Source organism: Uliginosibacterium sp. 31-12 (genome assembly GCF_030548425.1).
Taxonomy (GTDB): Bacteria; Pseudomonadota; Gammaproteobacteria; order Burkholderiales; family Rhodocyclaceae; genus Uliginosibacterium; species Uliginosibacterium aquaticum.
Map to the genome: position 1 here is coordinate 303,728 of NZ_JAUOOA010000002.1, position 14,171 is coordinate 317,898.

Here is a 14,171-nt window from a genome sequence, read left to right on the forward strand (position 1 = left end):
CTTTATCTGGTCGGCAGTAACTTCAAAGGATCGACAGGTTTGCCCTGGCGACGGATTTCGAAATGCAGTTTCGGACGATCAGCATCAGATTTGCCCAAGGTAGCAATCTTCTGCCCTTTCTTCACCTGCTGGCCTTCTTTGACAAGGATTTCCTGATTGTGTGCATACACGCTCGAGAAATCGTTGTTGTGCTTGATGATCACCAGATTGCCATAACCGCGCAGACTGGACCCTACGTATTTAACCTCACCCGTCCCTGCGGCCAGAACCGGATCGCCCAGCTTGCCATCGAGGTCGACACCCTTGTTGCTGCTCTCGTTGAAGCTGCCGATGACTTTGCCACTTACCGGCCAACTCCAGCTGCCATCGTCAGCCACTACCGGCGCCTTGCTCTCGACCGGCGCGCTCTGCGCCGCCGGCGCTGAAGCACTGGTCACAGGAGCTTTATCGGCAGGCTGCGTCAAATCTTTCCATGCCTGAGGGGTGTAGGCGATGCGCCCGCCCTTTGGTTCAGTTTTAAGCTCCCCCGTTGCTGCGGGAGTCGAAACGCTTGCAGGCGGAAGACTGGAGCTGGCACTGGAAGCCACCGTCGAGCCAATCACTGCGGGCGGCGGTACCGGGCGCGATTCGATGCTGGAGGCTGGCGCCACGGGCTTGGCAGCAAGCACATCGGCCTGCGGCGCTACGCGCAACTCCTGCCCAACTTCGATCAGATTCGGATCGGTAAGATTGTTCCAGGCCGCCAGCTCACGGTAATCACGCTTGTGCAGATTAGCGATGCTGTAGAGCGTGTCACCTTTCTTCACTATGTAGTGGCCAGGCTTGGCCACGGCAGGTCCTTCCTGCGGACGCGCTGGAGCACGCACTTCGACAGGGGCCGGGGCGTTCGAGCTACAGGCCGCGAGAGCCAGGATCAGCCCCGCGAGCGGCAGCACCTTGTATTTCAGCATGCGTTCAACCTCATTCAGTTCCGGCCAGCAAAGGCACGAATCGTACTGCATCAAGCTTGGTCTCCTTGAGACTGCCATTGGCCTGGCGCTCGATGAGCACCATGATCTGATCTGCGCCGGCCTGGCCGAGCGGAAAGACCATGCGCCCACCCGGCGCAAGTTGTTCAACCAGCACGCGCGGCGTGGTGGTCGCAGCCGCCGCCAGAATGATCGAATCGAAAGGCGCGACTTCGGGCAGCCCCAGGTTGCCGTCGCCATGTTTCAGACGCACGTTGGGCAAGCGCAGAGGCCGCAAGTTCGCACGCGCCTTGTCCAGCAGCTTGCCGATGCGCTCAATGGCATAAACGTCGCTAGCCAGCTGCGACAACACTGCGGCCTGGTAACCACAACCGGCGCCCACTTCCAGGGTCTTGCCCATTGCCCGTCCGCCAGCGACCAGCACTTCGGCCATGCGTGCCACTACATAAGGCTGCGAGATGGTCTGCTGGAAACCCAACGGCAAGGCCGTGTCTTCATAAGCACGACTGGCCAGCGCCTCTTCCACAAAGGCATGGCGCGGCACACTCCCGATCGCCCCCAAGACACGCTCATCGCTAATGCCTTCAGTGCGCAAACGCTCGACCATTCGGGCCCGAGCCCGCGTCGCCGTCTGCAAGGTTGCCGGATTCATGGCCATCATTGCCCCAGCCAGTCCTGTACGCCGGCAATCTGACCGGTATGGGTGAGATCGATCTGGAGCGGCGTCATCGAGACAAAACCATTGGCGACGGCATGAAAATCCGTGCCCTCGCCCGCATCTGCGGCCTCGCCCACCGGGCCGATCCAGAAAATCTGCTCACCGCGCGGATTGGTGCTGCGAATCGCCGGCTCGGCGCGGTGGCGCTTACCCAGGCGCGTGACACGGGTGCCTTGCAAGGCTTCATAAGGCAAATCCGGCACGTTCATATTGAGCAGCACCGGCTCAGTGAAGGGACTGCGCTGCACACGCTCGACCACTTCACGCGCGAGACGCGCTGCAGTGTCGAACTGCGTCGGGGAACGCCCGACCAGTGACACGGCAAGGGACGGCACGCCGAGCAGGAAGCCCTCGGTCGCAGCCGCCACCGTGCCGGAATACACAGTGTCATCCCCCATGTTGGCACCGTGATTGATGCCCGAGATCACCATGTCCGGCTGCATGTCCAGCATGCCAGTCACCGCCAGATGTACACAGTCAGTCGGCGTGCCATTGACGTAATAGAAACCACTGGGCGCACGGCGCAGTTGCAGCGGCCGATCCAGCGTCAGAGAGTTGCTCGCGCCACTGCGATCCCGCTCAGGCGCCACTACCGTGATTTCTGCCACTTTGGCCAGCTCCCGCGCCAGCGCCTGCAGACCGGGCGAAAAATAGCCATCATCATTGCTGAGAAGAATGCGCATGCTGCGTCACCGACTGATCAAGTCGATGATTATAGAGGCGGGATGCACAGCGCAGCGACTCAGCTCTGATTGAGGCGGAAAATCTCGTCGAAACGCAGTGAATTACGCTCGAAAACCTGTAGCAACCGCGGATCCATCTGCTCCGGCCGAGTCCGTGCATCGCCACGCAGCATTACATCAAGAGCCTCGGCATGCGAATAAGCGCGTTTGTAGGGCCGAGCAGCCCGCAAAGCGTCATACCGGTCACACACGGCCATGATGCGTGCCGCGAGCGGGATACGCTCCCCTATCACCCCACTCGGATAACCCGAGCCATCCCAGTTTTCGTGATGACCCAGCGCGATTTCTGCCGCCATCTTCAGATAGGCGGAGCTTCCGCCACTAAGGAGCTGAAACCCCATTTCACAGTGCTTGCGCATGACAAGCCACTCATCTTGGTCCAACGGACCCGGTTTGAGCAGAATCTCATCCGGCACTCCAACCTTGCCGATGTCATGCATCGGAGAAGCCTGGGTAATGCACTCAACAAAGGCCTCATCCTGACCGATGCAGTCGGCCAGCAGACAACAATACTGGCTGACGCGCTGGATATGCCCCCCGGTGTTCACATCCTTGAACTCCATCGCCCTACTCAGCGCAAAGATGGTTTCCAGATTGGCGCCACGCAGGGCATCCGCGCTCTGCCGAAGCTCTCGCGCAAGGATGCGATTAGCATCCTCCACACGAACAACGTAGTCATGCATGCGCAGATAGTTTCCGATGCGGGTTGCCAGCTCGGTCTCATCCACGGGCTTGGCTACAAAATCCTCTGCCCCAGCTTCCAGCGCCCGCATGCGCGCAGTGCGATCACTCAGCGCAGTCATCACAACCACCGGAATGTGAGCGAGCGCCGGATCAGTCTTCAGGCGTGTCACCAGCTCGAAACCATCCATACGGGGCATTACTACGTCCGTCAGCACAACCTCCGGCCAACCCAGGCGCGCCACGATCATGGCCTCCTCGCCGTTGCAGGCCAAGCTTACAGTATGGCCGCGCGACTCCAGAATCGCCGCCACGACCCGCCGCACCGTCTCGTCATCATCGACCACCAGGACCTTGCCCTTCAACGGCACTAGCATCATCAGCTCCGATAACTCTCTTCGGGGCATATCGACTCGACCTCCCAAAACTGAAGTGGCCGTGCGGGCGAACAATTTTGCGGCCCAGATTGAGACAAGCGCAGCCCCGTCCTTCCGAAGCTTGAAGCTCAGCACTCCAGAACAAAAGCGATGCCTCACAAGTTGCCAAGCGAAAAATCCCAAGGGCTTAGCGTCTACTGCACTTATGCCGGGCGTATCGCCGATAAGCCCCTTGCCAGTCATCAACAAGCTCCCTTTGGGCCTGCGCCAATGGCATATCCCCCGTACAAACAAGACACAGTAGTTTCACTTCGATACGCGACTTTCGCCCATTGGCCTTCGAACTCAGCAGTTGAAAGTTGGATAACTGCCGTGGATGCCCGCCCAGCGCGATTGCAATCCGATGGTCCAGCGCCCAGTCGGATGCTTCCTGCAGCGGGATGCCGGACTCACCCATGAATCGGTATTTGATCGGGTTGGTAAAGGATGTGGATGGCCGTACCGTCGCAGAGTAGCCCTTCCGGCAAATCGTCTGCTGAAGGGTGTTCTGACGAACGTCGGGATTTAGCGCCGGAAAACCTGACGCAATGGCCATGGCCGGCAAGGCCAAAACCGAGATGAGTAAGAACTTCATTGCTGAAATGGCGTACGACCCTTTTCTGGTCCGCGTGGAAGCGGAAGTCGCCGCGCGAAGAATAACGAGATGCGTGCTGACATAAAACCAGAAGCCGATACTCAGAAAGGAAAACGGCCCTGTGATCACTCACAGGGCCGTTCGTATTCTTGGGGCGACATACCGGGTTCGAACCGGTGACCACTGGAATCACAATCCAGTGCTCTACCAACTGAGCTAATGCCGCCACTGGCACTTCTGATTTTACATCTACTGCTGGCCTGCCCGAAGGGAATCGAACCCCTAACCTACGGCTTAGAAGGCCGTTGCTCTATCCAGTTGAGCTACGGGCAGTTCCATGTCGAGCAGGACCCCGGGCAATACCGTCCAAGTGATCACTTCAGGAACCTTGGTCGGGGCGAGAGGATTCGAACCTCCGACATCTTGCTCCCAAAGCAAGCGCGCTACCGGACTGCGCTACGCCCCGAGGGATCGAAATTATATGCGGAGCAAGGCCGCAGAGTAAACACCGAAATCGAATTTTTCTACTCTTTCGTTTCGTTCCGGAAACTCTCCGGCAGTTGTCGTGAAAATGCGGAGGCTCTACGCGCTCATCCGGACAACTGCGGAAGCCGAATAGCGGGTACACCGGACAGTAACGAATCACTCCGGTTGCCAGAGGCACGACACCTATCCACCCCCAAGCACCGATGTAGCCTGTTGCGGCCAGAATGATGAGGGCCAAGCCAAAGATCACACGGATGGCGCGATCCGTACTGCCTACGTTCGGGTTCATGCTGTCTCTCCTTCTGGTTATACGCAGTGGCTGACGAACCATAACAACCAGCCGCAACGCTCTAAGCGGAGCCCCTGACTGCGTGTGTTCTTCCCCTGCCTCGCTGCAGGCTGCAAAGCCACGGCCTCATAACCTGCATACTTGAAGGATAGAAGCCCCTGGCGCAGGCTACCGGGGAATCACCACGAATGCCTTCATGCACAAACAGTAATACAATCAATCACATCAGCTTTTCACGAGGCAGGCCCCACCATGCAGGCGCTCGACGACTCCGCACTCAATCATGTCGCCACGTACTTCCGCGCACTCTCCGAACCGACCCGCCTGCGCATCCTTAATGCGCTGCGCGACGGAGGCAAGAACGTAAGCCAGATTACCGCCCTGACTAGTTGTGGTCAGGCCAATGTATCCAAGCATCTCGCCCTCCTCTTCGAGGCGGGGCTTGTGACGCGCAGCGCTCAAGGAACTGCGGTGTTCTACGCCATCGCCGACTCAGCGACCTTCGAGTTGTGTGACATCGTGTGCGGCAATGTGGCGCGCATCGTGGAACGCCAGTTCTCCAACGCCAGTGCGGTCAAGCGCCAGCTGGGCAAAGTGGCTCGTTAGACGAGCAGCACAGCTCCGCCAAGCACCAGCATGACGACCGTAGCGAAGCACACGCGCCTGGCCATCCCACGACTTCCCAGCACCAGGGTAAGCGCAGCTTTGGCCAGGGTATTCGCCCACACAGCGGCCACCACAGCATAAGCGGCCAACTGCAGCTGTTCGGGGGCGCGAGCGAAATCAACCATCGACAAGGTAATCGCATCGACATCTGTCATGCCTGCGAGCACCGCAACATAGATCAGGCCACTGGCCGAGAAGCTACGCCGGGCAAGCTCCACCAGTAGCAGTACAACGGCAAACAACAGACCGAACTTGGTCGCCGCCCACAAACTGAACGGATTTTTCAGCGGCACCACACCCACACGCTCGATCTGATGCGCCATATCCCGCAGACTCTGGTGGTAATACCAGCCAGCCAGAGCGGCATTCACCAGTAGCATGGCCGTGAAAGGCGCCAACAGCGGTCTCAATAGAGCGACATTAAGGAGCGTCACCATGACCAGTACCCGCACAAACATCACGCTCCAGGCAATCAGTACCCCTGCCGCATAGGCATCATCCAGTTGCCGGGCCGGATCGGCCGCGCTACGGCTCTCACGCGCCAACGACAAGGTGACCGCAGTCGAGGACACCAGGCCGCCGGTAAGCCCAGTCACCGCCACGCCACGCGCACTCCCCAGCCAGCGCATGGCCACGTAGCCCACCAGCGAGAGTGCCGAAATCAGCACCACCAGCAGCCAGAGTTTGTAGGGGTTCAGCGCCGCCCACGGATCCACCGCTTGTTGTGGCAGCAGTGGCAGCACGATGAAGCTGGCAATCAGCAACTTGAGGCCGGCAAAGATGTCGTCCTTGCCAAGCTTCTGGATCGCACCGTGCAAGGGATCCTTCAAGGCCAGCAAGGCGGTATTGATGACTGCCAGACCGACTGCAATCGCCACCTGACCAAGCATGACCGCAGCACCCAGCAAGAACACACTGAGACCGGCCAATTCGGTCGTAATGCCGATCGAGGCCGCATCGGCCCGTTTTTCGAGCAGGTAGGCGGCGGCGATCAGGATCAACAGCCCGATCAGCGTAGTCACGAAAATTGCCGGCATGGCGTTCTGCACAGACAGCCAGGCCGCCAGCGCCCCGGTTTCAGACAACAGCATGAAAGTACGGATGCCCGCGAAGGAGGGCTTCTGGGTATCCGTCTTTTTCTTTTCGCGCTCAACTCCGAGCAAGGCTCCGATCAGCAGCGCAATTCCGAAGAGCTGGACGGTTTCAAGATCAGGCGTTGGCAAAGCCACGGCAGGCTCTCCGCATGAAGGCGTTCAGTGCACTAACGGCGCACCGGCAAGAAGCTGAATCATGCGCCGCAGCACACCTGCTTCAGAACTCAGGCGTTACGCGACAGCAACTCACGAATGGCTTCCTCGCACAGGTCTAGCACCTGTTCGAATCCATCCGGACCTCCATAGTAGGGATCGGGAACGTCATGACCAGGACAGGTGGCCGAGTAATCCAGAAACATCTGGATGCGCTCGTGAAGATGCCGCGGACACTCCCGTTTGAGCCACACGTAATGCCCCTTGTCCATGGCCAGGATCAGATCGAAATGCTCGAAGTCCTCAGCCACCACCGGCCTGGCACGCAAATCGGCAAGCTCATAGCCGCGTTTGCGCGCGGCATTCTGGGCGCGAGGGTCCGGCGCCTCGCCTGCGTGATAGGCATGCGTGCCAGCGGAGTCAAACTCGAAGCGCTTGGCCAGCCCCTGCTCAGCCGCAAGATGGCGAGCAATGCCATCCGCTGTCGGGGAGCGACAGATATTGCCGGTACACACGAAAAGGATGCGTTTCATTCGGGGTTAGGGAGTCCGGGGTTTGAAAAAGATCGCGATTGCCCACAGCCGACATCAATGGTGATCCGCCCCAAAAGCACGCTGGCGCAGCCTGAAAAGTTCGTCACGGGCGGCGGCGGCTTTCTCGAAATCAAGATTCTTCGCATGCTCCTGCATCTCCTTCTCGAGCTGCTTGATGGCTTTGGCGAGCCCCTTCTCGTCAAGCAAAGCGTAATCCTTGCGTGGTTCTGCCGCCATGCGGCCGGTACGCGGATTGGTTTCATCATCCTGATACACGCCGTCGATGATGTCCTTGATGCGTTTGTTGACCGATTTCGGCGTGATGCCATGCGCTTCGTTGTGGGCGATCTGCTTGGTACGCCGACGCTCGGTTTCGCCGATGGCGGCGCGCATCGAATCGGTCATCCGATCTGCATACAGGATGGCGGTACCGTGCAGATGGCGGGCGGCGCGGCCGATGGTCTGGATCAGCGAGCGTACCGAACGCAGGAAGCCTTCCTTGTCCGCATCCAGAATCGCGACCAGCGACACCTCGGGGATATCGATGCCTTCGCGCAGAAGGTTGATGCCGATGAGCACATCAAACTCGCCCAGACGCAGATCGCGCAGGATTTCGACCCGTTCCACGGTATCGATATCACTGTGCAGGTAGCGCACGCGCACGCCATTCTCGGCCAGGTAGTCGGTGAGATCCTCGGCCATGCGCTTGGTGAGCACCGTGATCAGCACCCGCTCGTCCACCGCCACGCGCTTACGGATTTCCATCAGTACATCATCCACCTGGCTGATAGCCGGGCGCACTTCAACAATCGGGTCCACCAGGCCGGTCGGGCGCACGACCTGCTCAACCACCTGCCCCTGATGCTCCTCCTCGTATTTCGCCGGCGTGGCCGAGACGAAAACCGTTTGCGGCATCAGCTGTTCGAACTCGTCGAACTTGAGCGGACGGTTGTCCGCCGCCGAAGGCAGGCGAAAACCGTACTCAACCAGATTCAGCTTGCGCGCCTGATCGCCCTTGAACATCGCGCCCACCTGCGGAATAGCCACGTGGGACTCATCGACGAACATCAGCCCATCGCTGGGCAGATAGTCAATCAGGGTTGGCGGCGGATCGCCCGGCATGCGCCCGGACATATGCCGTGAGTAGTTTTCAATCCCCTTGCAGAAACCCAGCTCAGTGAGCATTTCGAGATCGAAACGGGTACGCTGCTCGATGCGCTGCGCCTCCACGAGCTTGCCGCCGCGATGGTAGAACTCGATGCGCTGACGCAGCTCTTCCTTGATGTTCTCAATGGCCTTGACCACCGTGCTGCGCGGCGTGACGTAGTGACTGGACGGAAACACCGTAAATCGGGTGAGTTTCTGCTTCATGTGTCCGGTGAGCGGATCGAAGAGCGTGAGATGTTCGATCTCATCGTCAAAAAGCTCGATCCGCACGGCAAGCTCAGCGCTTTCAGCCGGAAAGACATCGATCACGTCCCCACGTACGCGGAAGCAGCCGCGCTGGAAATCCACATCGTTGCGGTCGTACTGCATGGCCACCAAGCGCTGCAGCACATCGCGCTGGGGCATTTTCTCACCCTCGCGCAGATGCAGGATCATGCTGTGGTAATCGACCGGATCACCGATACCGTAGATGCATGACACGGTCGCCACGATCACCACATCGCGCCGCTCCAGCAGGCTTTTGGTAGCCGACAGGCGCATCTGCTCGATGTGCTCGTTGATCGAACTGTCTTTCTCGATGAACAGGTCACGCGAAGGCACGTAGGCCTCGGGCTGGTAGTAGTCGTAATACGAAACGAAATACTCGACCGCATTCTCGGGAAAAAACTCGCGGAACTCGGCGTAGAGCTGCGCGGCCAGGGTCTTGTTCGGCGCCAACACCAGCGCCGGGCGGCCACAACGCGCGATCACGTTGGCCATGGTGTAGGTCTTGCCGGAGCCAGTCACCCCCAGCAGGGTCTGAAACATCAGCCCGTCGCCAATGCCTTCGGTCAGCGCAGCAATGGCTGCCGGCTGGTCACCCGCAGGCGGAAAAGGCTGGTGCAGCCGGAACGGGCTGCCTTCAAAGCTCACAATTGTTGGGGAAGCCGGCTGCTCAGCCATGATAAAATCCTGCGTTTTCAGCCTCTTGCCGGTCAACCCGGCGCGCAGGCAAGCCGTTGATTATTCCGCAATTCGCCCGCCGGCGCGAACCTGCCGGCCACTTTCTTTTGACGCTGGAGAATCCATGAGTTCCTCGATCTTTGCCGCCGTTGAAATGGCACCCCGTGACCCGATTCTGGGCCTGAACGAAGCCTTCAACGCCGACACCCGTGCCACCAAGGTCAACCTCGGGGTGGGTGTGTACTTCACCGACGAAGGCAAGATCCCGCTGCTGGGCGCTGTGAAAGCGGCTGAAAAAGCCCGTCTCGAAGCGGCTCCGGCCCGTGGTTACCAGCCGATCGAAGGCCTGGCTGCCTATAACAAGGCTGTAGCCGAGCTGCTCTTCAGCAAGGAATCCCCGCTCCTGACCGAAGGCAAGACGATCACCATCGAAGCCCTCGGCGGCACCGGCGCCCTCAAAGTAGGCGCCGACTATCTGAAGCGCCTGAACCCGGCCGCCAAGGTCTATATCTCCGACCCGAGCTGGGAAAACCATCGCGCCCTGTTTGAATCGGCCGGTTTCGTGGTCGAAAACTACCCCTATTACGATGCCACCACCCGTGGCGTGAACTTCGCTGGCATGAAGGCCTGCCTGGAATCACTGCCTGCCGGCTCGGTGATCGTGCTGCACGCCTGCTGCCACAACCCGACGGGTGCCGACATGACGGATGCGCAGTGGGCCGAGGTTGTGGCTGTGTGCCAGGCGCGCGGCCTGGTGCCCTTCCTCGACATGGCCTATCAAGGCTTTGCCGACGGCATCGACGCTGACGCAGTCGCCGTGCGCGCCTTCGCCGGCTCGGGCCTGCAGTTCTTCATCTCGAGCTCCTTCTCGAAATCCTTCTCGCTCTACGGCGAGCGCGTTGGTGCGCTGACCGTGGTGTGCGACTCCAAGGAAGAGGCCGGCCGCGTGATGAGCCAGGTGAAGCGCGTGGTGCGCACCAACTACTCCAACCCGCCGACCCACGGTGGCGCCATCGTCGCGGCCGTACTAGCCTCTCCCGAGCTGCGCAAACAATGGGAAGACGAGCTGGCCGGCATGCGCGTGCGGATCCGCGAAATGCGTAGCGCCCTGGTTGAAAAGCTTGCTGCGCGCAAGGTGGCTCAGGACTTCAGCTTTGTGCTCAAGCAGCGCGGCATGTTCTCCTACACCGGCCTGACGGCCGAGCAGGTGGAACGCATGAAGACCGAGTTCGGCATCTACGCTGTCTCCACCGGCCGCATCTGCATCGCCGCACTCAACAGCAAGAACATCGACGCCGTCGCAGACGCCATCGCTGCCGTGCTGAAGTAAGTTCCGCACAAACAAAAACAAAGGGCCGCTCGCGGCCCTTTGGCGCTTCTGGTGCAACCAGATTAGTCCGGCAAGCGCGAACGCACGTTCGCCACCGTCTGCCAGGCGGCCCGCTCCGCATTCCCCAGCGCATAGTGCAACGCTTCCTCCGCGCTCTGCGCCATGAACGTCTCGATCAGACGCTCCAGCAAATGCAGCTGCGGCAACATCGGCCCACAGAACAGCACCCGTTCATCACGCTGGATCACCAGGGTCGGGAAATTCTCGACGTCGATATCATCCGCCACCTCCGGCTCATCCTCGACATCCACCCACACAAACCCCGCCTGCGGAAATTTCTGCGCCAGCGCCTGGAACCCTGGCTGGTACTCGCGACACGTCCCGCACCAGCCCGCACACAGGCAGGCCACGAGAAACTCCGCCTCTTTCGCACTTGCCGCCATCTCACTCCATCCGCACAAAAAGAAACCGGCCCTCAGGCCGGTTTCGATGATAGGGCGAAAGGCCGTCAGCGCGCGATCAGCGAGGGCGCACTGGCTTTGCCGCTCAGCTCGAAATTGCGCGAGATGACTTCCCCTCCCGGCAGAGCAAGCGTACCACTGACCGAACCCTTCAAACGCCCATCCGGATCAATCACGAAGTTGCTCGAGCCACGCAATGCGCCGGAGGACAGCCCCTGGAAATTGGCCTGCGCCGGCGCGCCGGTGCGGCCACCAAACTTGCCTGATATCTGCTCGAAACGCAGCAAACCACCGCCGACCACACCAGTACCGCTACGGCGCATCCCCTCAAGCAGACCAAAGCGATCGATGGAGCCAGACTTCAGCACATAGCTACCCTCTACCACCACGGATTTTCCGAGCTCGGCCAGGGTGTCAGCGGAGGAACTGATCTTGAAGTTGCCACTGAGAATCCCGTCCACCACCGCGCGCGGATAGAGACGATCAATCACATCCCTAGCCCGCACGCTTTCCATCTTGAGCTCGCCTTCGAGCAAGAATTTGCCCGCTGACACCAGACGCAGCACGCCGCTCAATGAGCCACCGTCACCATTGGCGCCGATGCGGTCCAGCAGCACGTAATCGTCAGCCATCTCCCCCTGGGCTACCACACTGTCAAAGCGGAACGCCGACAGCAGTTGCGGTTTGAAGTTGCCAGTCTGGACCAGCACCCCCAGTCGCCCCCCCTCGCGGGGGCTCAGATCAAGACTGATGCCGCCTTCAAGCTGAACCCGGATGCGGCTCATTGCACCGTCATCACCAAACTGCATCTCTCCGGCCGGCAGCGACAGGGGGGTATCACCAAACATCAGCTTCAGCGACGAAAACTCGATGCGTGTCACAAACCGGGTGGAAGGGCCATCCACAACCCCCAGACGTGCCAGCGAGCTGGGTTTGGCGACGATTTCGCCCGCAACCACCCGCACCTTGCGCGTTTTGAACTCGGTGATCCAATCTGCCCAATCCGGCATCATCCAGGCGCGACTGATCTCGATCGGGGTCGCCGTCATCACCTTGAGCTTGTCGAGCTCGATCGCAGGCCCCTTCTTGAAAGCATATGACTGCGCAGCAAATTCCACTGGCAGCCCGAGCCAGGTCTGCTTCTCGGGCGCAGCCGAAGCCTGGGCCCCGGAAAAGCTCAAATTGAGCAGCAAGGCAGTCTTGAGGAGCGTCGGCAGAATGCCGCGCAGGGCTCGATGAGCAATCACTTTTTGTTCTCCTGAAACGGGTCACGCGCGGCAAGGGTATCTGCCCCTAGCAAGAATCGCCAGCCAATCACGTATTTTCTAAAAAAACTTGACACCCCGTATAGGGATGTCTATTATTCGGCCTCTCGATTCCCCGATAGCTCAGTCGGTAGAGCGCCGGACTGTTAATCCGTAGGTCCCTGGTTCGAGCCCAGGTCGGGGAGCCAAATTCCAGAAAGCCCAGCAGAAATGCTGGGCTTTCTGCATTTCTGCGCCAGATTCCTCGCCGGGAAGCCCCGTCTTGGAATCGAGCGATCAATGATAAGCGTTCAGGCCGCAAGCGGCCTGATTCAACGGACTGCCGGCACGGCCTGTGGTTCTGAACGGCAGAAGGCCCGCTCACCCAGAATGTGGGTAGCTCGCACACAGCGCTCATCGCCCATCATCATCAGCGCAAACAGGCGCTCGCCAAGCGCTTCAACCCCCTCCAGCCGCCAGGCCAGCTCCGGCGTCGCGGCCAGGTCCAGAACCACGAAATCGGCCTCGCGCCCGCGCTGGAAGCTGCCAATCTGTGCCTCCAGCCCCAAAGCCTGTGCACCGCCCAGAGTCGCCAGATACCAAGTTCGCCAGGGCGAAAGGACTTGTCCGGCCGCCTGACTGACTTCATATGCGGAAGCCATGGACTGCAGCATGGACAAACTCGCACAGCCCCCTACGTCCGTTGCCAGCCCTAGACGAACGCCAGACGCGCTGAGTTCGCCCTGCGGGCAGAAACCGCTGCCAAGAAACAGATTGGAGCCAGGGCAGAAAGCGATCGCCGTACCACTAGCGGCCAGGCGCGTACGCTCCGATGCGCTCAGGTGGATGCCGTGACCGTAGATCGCTCGAGGCCCGAGCAAGCCGTAATGTTCATAAACATCAAGGTAGTCACGTCGCCCCGGAAACAGCTCGGCCACCCAAGCCAGTTCCTGCGGATTTTCGGAAAGATGGGACTGCAGATGCAGCCCCGGCCGGCTATGCCACAACTCGCTGGCCACCGCGAGCTGCTCGGGTGAAGAGGTCGGAGCAAACCGCGGTGTTACGCTGTAACCCAGACGGCCCTGACCATGCCAACGCTCGATCAGCGCCATGCCATCGTCGAGTGCAGACGCAGGCGTATCACGCAGGGCCGGCGGGCAGTTGCTGTCCATCATCACCTTGCCGCAGAGCATGCGCAGATTGCGACGTGCAGCGGCACTGAAAAATGCATCCACGGAGTGCGCATGCACGGTTGCGAAAACCGAGGCGGTGGTGGTGCCATGAGCCAGCAGGCGCTCAACGAAGAAGCTTGCCGTGCGCTGCGCCAAGGCCTCATCAGCCAGTGCCGTCTCAGCCGGGAAGGTGTAGTCCTCCAGCCAGTCCAGCAACTTGCGACCCCAGGAACCCATCACCCGCAGCTGCGGGTAATGGGTGTGGGTATCGACGAACCCCGGCACGATCAGCTGGCCGCGATAATCAAAATAGCGCGCAGCATCGCTGATGTGCTGCGGCACACCATCCAGCACGCTGCCCCAGGGGCCACAGGCGAGGACCAGACCATCCTCGACAAGAAGACCGCCATCTTCGAAATACTGCCAAGCCGAGGAATCGTCCGCGGGCCCCGGGTCAGCCAGGAAATGCAGGATGCTGCCCCGCACGAGAATGGCTGTCGGCAAAGGATTCAT

At 60.1% G+C, this 14,171-nt stretch carries 13 protein-coding genes, 4 tRNA genes and 1 pseudogene; 3 read left to right on the forward strand and 15 right to left on the reverse strand.

What is annotated here, in order from left to right:
* Nucleotides 1-2: 2 nt before the first annotated feature.
* The 9 genes and pseudogenes from Q3Y64_RS06565 to Q3Y64_RS19500 all read right to left on the reverse strand — a co-directional run.
* Entirely contained in the window at nucleotides 3-1,001 is a 999-nt protein-coding gene (locus Q3Y64_RS06565; RefSeq protein ID WP_254048196.1) for a peptidoglycan DD-metalloendopeptidase family protein, read from the reverse strand.
* The gene (locus tag Q3Y64_RS06570) at nucleotides 961-1,620 is read right to left on the reverse strand and encodes a protein-L-isoaspartate(D-aspartate) O-methyltransferase (protein WP_101941685.1); all 660 of its coding nucleotides are present in this window, start codon (nucleotides 1,618-1,620) and stop codon (nucleotides 961-963) included. Before Q3Y64_RS06570 ends, Q3Y64_RS06565 begins: the two co-directional genes overlap by 41 nt.
* Before the next feature lie 5 nt (nucleotides 1,621-1,625).
* On the reverse strand, nucleotides 1,626-2,369 hold the full coding sequence (surE, locus tag Q3Y64_RS06575; protein ID WP_101941459.1) for a 5'/3'-nucleotidase SurE: 744 nt from the start codon (nucleotides 2,367-2,369) through the stop codon (nucleotides 1,626-1,628).
* Between the two features lie 59 nt (nucleotides 2,370-2,428).
* Nucleotides 2,429-3,490 (reverse strand): HD domain-containing phosphohydrolase, encoded by a 1,062-nt coding sequence (locus tag Q3Y64_RS06580; RefSeq protein WP_158239157.1) that lies wholly within the window; start codon nucleotides 3,488-3,490, stop codon nucleotides 2,429-2,431.
* Nucleotides 3,491-3,674: 184 nt separating this feature from the next.
* Nucleotides 3,675-4,250, reverse strand: a complete 576-nt coding sequence (locus Q3Y64_RS06585) for a hypothetical protein (RefSeq protein WP_303560542.1) — start codon at nucleotides 4,248-4,250, stop codon at nucleotides 3,675-3,677.
* A 21-nt stretch (nucleotides 4,251-4,271) separates the two neighbouring features.
* Nucleotides 4,272-4,347, reverse strand: a tRNA-His gene (locus Q3Y64_RS06590).
* Between the two features lie 30 nt (nucleotides 4,348-4,377).
* Nucleotides 4,378-4,454: transfer RNA gene (locus Q3Y64_RS06595), tRNA-Arg, on the reverse strand.
* A gap of 56 nt (nucleotides 4,455-4,510) precedes the next feature.
* A tRNA-Pro gene (locus Q3Y64_RS06600) sits at nucleotides 4,511-4,587 on the reverse strand.
* Nucleotides 4,588-4,728: 141 nt separating this feature from the next.
* A pseudogene (locus tag Q3Y64_RS19500) lies at nucleotides 4,729-4,938 on the reverse strand (DUF2892 domain-containing protein); the annotation flags it as partial.
* A gap of 210 nt (nucleotides 4,939-5,148) precedes the next feature.
* Here Q3Y64_RS19500 and Q3Y64_RS06605 point away from each other — a divergent pair.
* Nucleotides 5,149-5,502 (forward strand): helix-turn-helix transcriptional regulator, encoded by a 354-nt coding sequence (locus Q3Y64_RS06605; protein ID WP_101941467.1) that lies wholly within the window; start codon nucleotides 5,149-5,151, stop codon nucleotides 5,500-5,502.
* Here the strand turns inward: Q3Y64_RS06605 and Q3Y64_RS06610 are convergent.
* From Q3Y64_RS06610 to uvrB, 3 genes are all read right to left on the reverse strand, one after another.
* On the reverse strand, nucleotides 5,499-6,791 hold the full coding sequence (locus Q3Y64_RS06610) for a DUF4010 domain-containing protein (RefSeq protein WP_303560543.1): 1,293 nt from the start codon (nucleotides 6,789-6,791) through the stop codon (nucleotides 5,499-5,501). The genes Q3Y64_RS06605 and Q3Y64_RS06610 overlap by 4 nt on opposite strands.
* Before the next feature lie 89 nt (nucleotides 6,792-6,880).
* Complete coding sequence (locus Q3Y64_RS06615) at nucleotides 6,881-7,342, reverse strand: low molecular weight protein-tyrosine-phosphatase (RefSeq protein WP_303560544.1); 462 nt, start codon at nucleotides 7,340-7,342, stop codon at nucleotides 6,881-6,883.
* A gap of 54 nt (nucleotides 7,343-7,396) precedes the next feature.
* On the reverse strand, nucleotides 7,397-9,451 hold the full coding sequence (uvrB, locus tag Q3Y64_RS06620; RefSeq protein WP_101941469.1) for an excinuclease ABC subunit UvrB: 2,055 nt from the start codon (nucleotides 9,449-9,451) through the stop codon (nucleotides 7,397-7,399).
* A gap of 124 nt (nucleotides 9,452-9,575) precedes the next feature.
* On the opposite strand from uvrB, the gene Q3Y64_RS06625 reads away from it, so the two are divergent.
* Nucleotides 9,576-10,781, forward strand: coding sequence for an amino acid aminotransferase (locus tag Q3Y64_RS06625; RefSeq protein WP_101941470.1), 1,206 nt, complete (start codon nucleotides 9,576-9,578; stop codon nucleotides 10,779-10,781).
* Between the two features lie 62 nt (nucleotides 10,782-10,843).
* Here Q3Y64_RS06625 and Q3Y64_RS06630 read toward each other — a convergent pair whose 3' ends face one another.
* Complete coding sequence (locus Q3Y64_RS06630) at nucleotides 10,844-11,191, reverse strand: thioredoxin family protein (RefSeq protein ID WP_303560545.1); 348 nt, start codon at nucleotides 11,189-11,191, stop codon at nucleotides 10,844-10,846.
* A gap of 98 nt (nucleotides 11,192-11,289) precedes the next feature.
* Nucleotides 11,290-12,489: a hypothetical protein gene (locus tag Q3Y64_RS06635; protein WP_101941472.1), complete on the reverse strand. Its 1,200-nt coding sequence runs from the start codon at nucleotides 12,487-12,489 to the stop codon at nucleotides 11,290-11,292.
* A 130-nt stretch (nucleotides 12,490-12,619) separates the two neighbouring features.
* Between Q3Y64_RS06635 and Q3Y64_RS06640 the strand changes: the two genes are divergently transcribed.
* Nucleotides 12,620-12,695 (forward strand) — tRNA-Asn (locus tag Q3Y64_RS06640).
* A 123-nt stretch (nucleotides 12,696-12,818) separates the two neighbouring features.
* Here Q3Y64_RS06640 and guaD read toward each other — a convergent pair.
* Nucleotides 12,819-14,171, reverse strand: a complete 1,353-nt coding sequence (gene guaD, locus Q3Y64_RS06645; RefSeq protein WP_303560546.1) for a guanine deaminase — start codon at nucleotides 14,169-14,171, stop codon at nucleotides 12,819-12,821.

What these genes read in the sequence shown, in the direction of transcription:
- Q3Y64_RS06565 (WP_254048196.1), bottom strand. Translation starts at nt 1,001, where the DNA reads ATGCAGTACGATTCGTGCCTTTGCTGGCCGGAACTGAATGAGGTTGAA.
- Q3Y64_RS06615 (WP_303560544.1), bottom strand. Translation starts at nt 7,342, where the DNA reads ATGAAACGCATCCTTTTCGTGTGTACCGGCAATATCTGTCGCTCCCCG.
- Q3Y64_RS06605 (WP_101941467.1), top strand. Translation starts at nt 5,149, where the DNA reads ATGCAGGCGCTCGACGACTCCGCACTCAATCATGTCGCCACGTACTTC.
- surE (WP_101941459.1), bottom strand. Translation starts at nt 2,369, where the DNA reads ATGCGCATTCTTCTCAGCAATGATGATGGCTATTTTTCGCCCGGTCTG.
- Q3Y64_RS06580 (WP_158239157.1), bottom strand. Translation starts at nt 3,490, where the DNA reads ATGATGCTAGTGCCGTTGAAGGGCAAGGTCCTGGTGGTCGATGATGAC.
- Q3Y64_RS06570 (WP_101941685.1), bottom strand. Translation starts at nt 1,620, where the DNA reads ATGAATCCGGCAACCTTGCAGACGGCGACGCGGGCTCGGGCCCGAATG.
- uvrB (WP_101941469.1), bottom strand. Translation starts at nt 9,451, where the DNA reads ATGGCTGAGCAGCCGGCTTCCCCAACAATTGTGAGCTTTGAAGGCAGC.
- guaD (WP_303560546.1), bottom strand. Translation starts at nt 14,171, where the DNA reads ATGAATCCTTTGCCGACAGCCATTCTCGTGCGGGGCAGCATCCTGCAT.
- Q3Y64_RS06625 (WP_101941470.1), top strand. Translation starts at nt 9,576, where the DNA reads ATGAGTTCCTCGATCTTTGCCGCCGTTGAAATGGCACCCCGTGACCCG.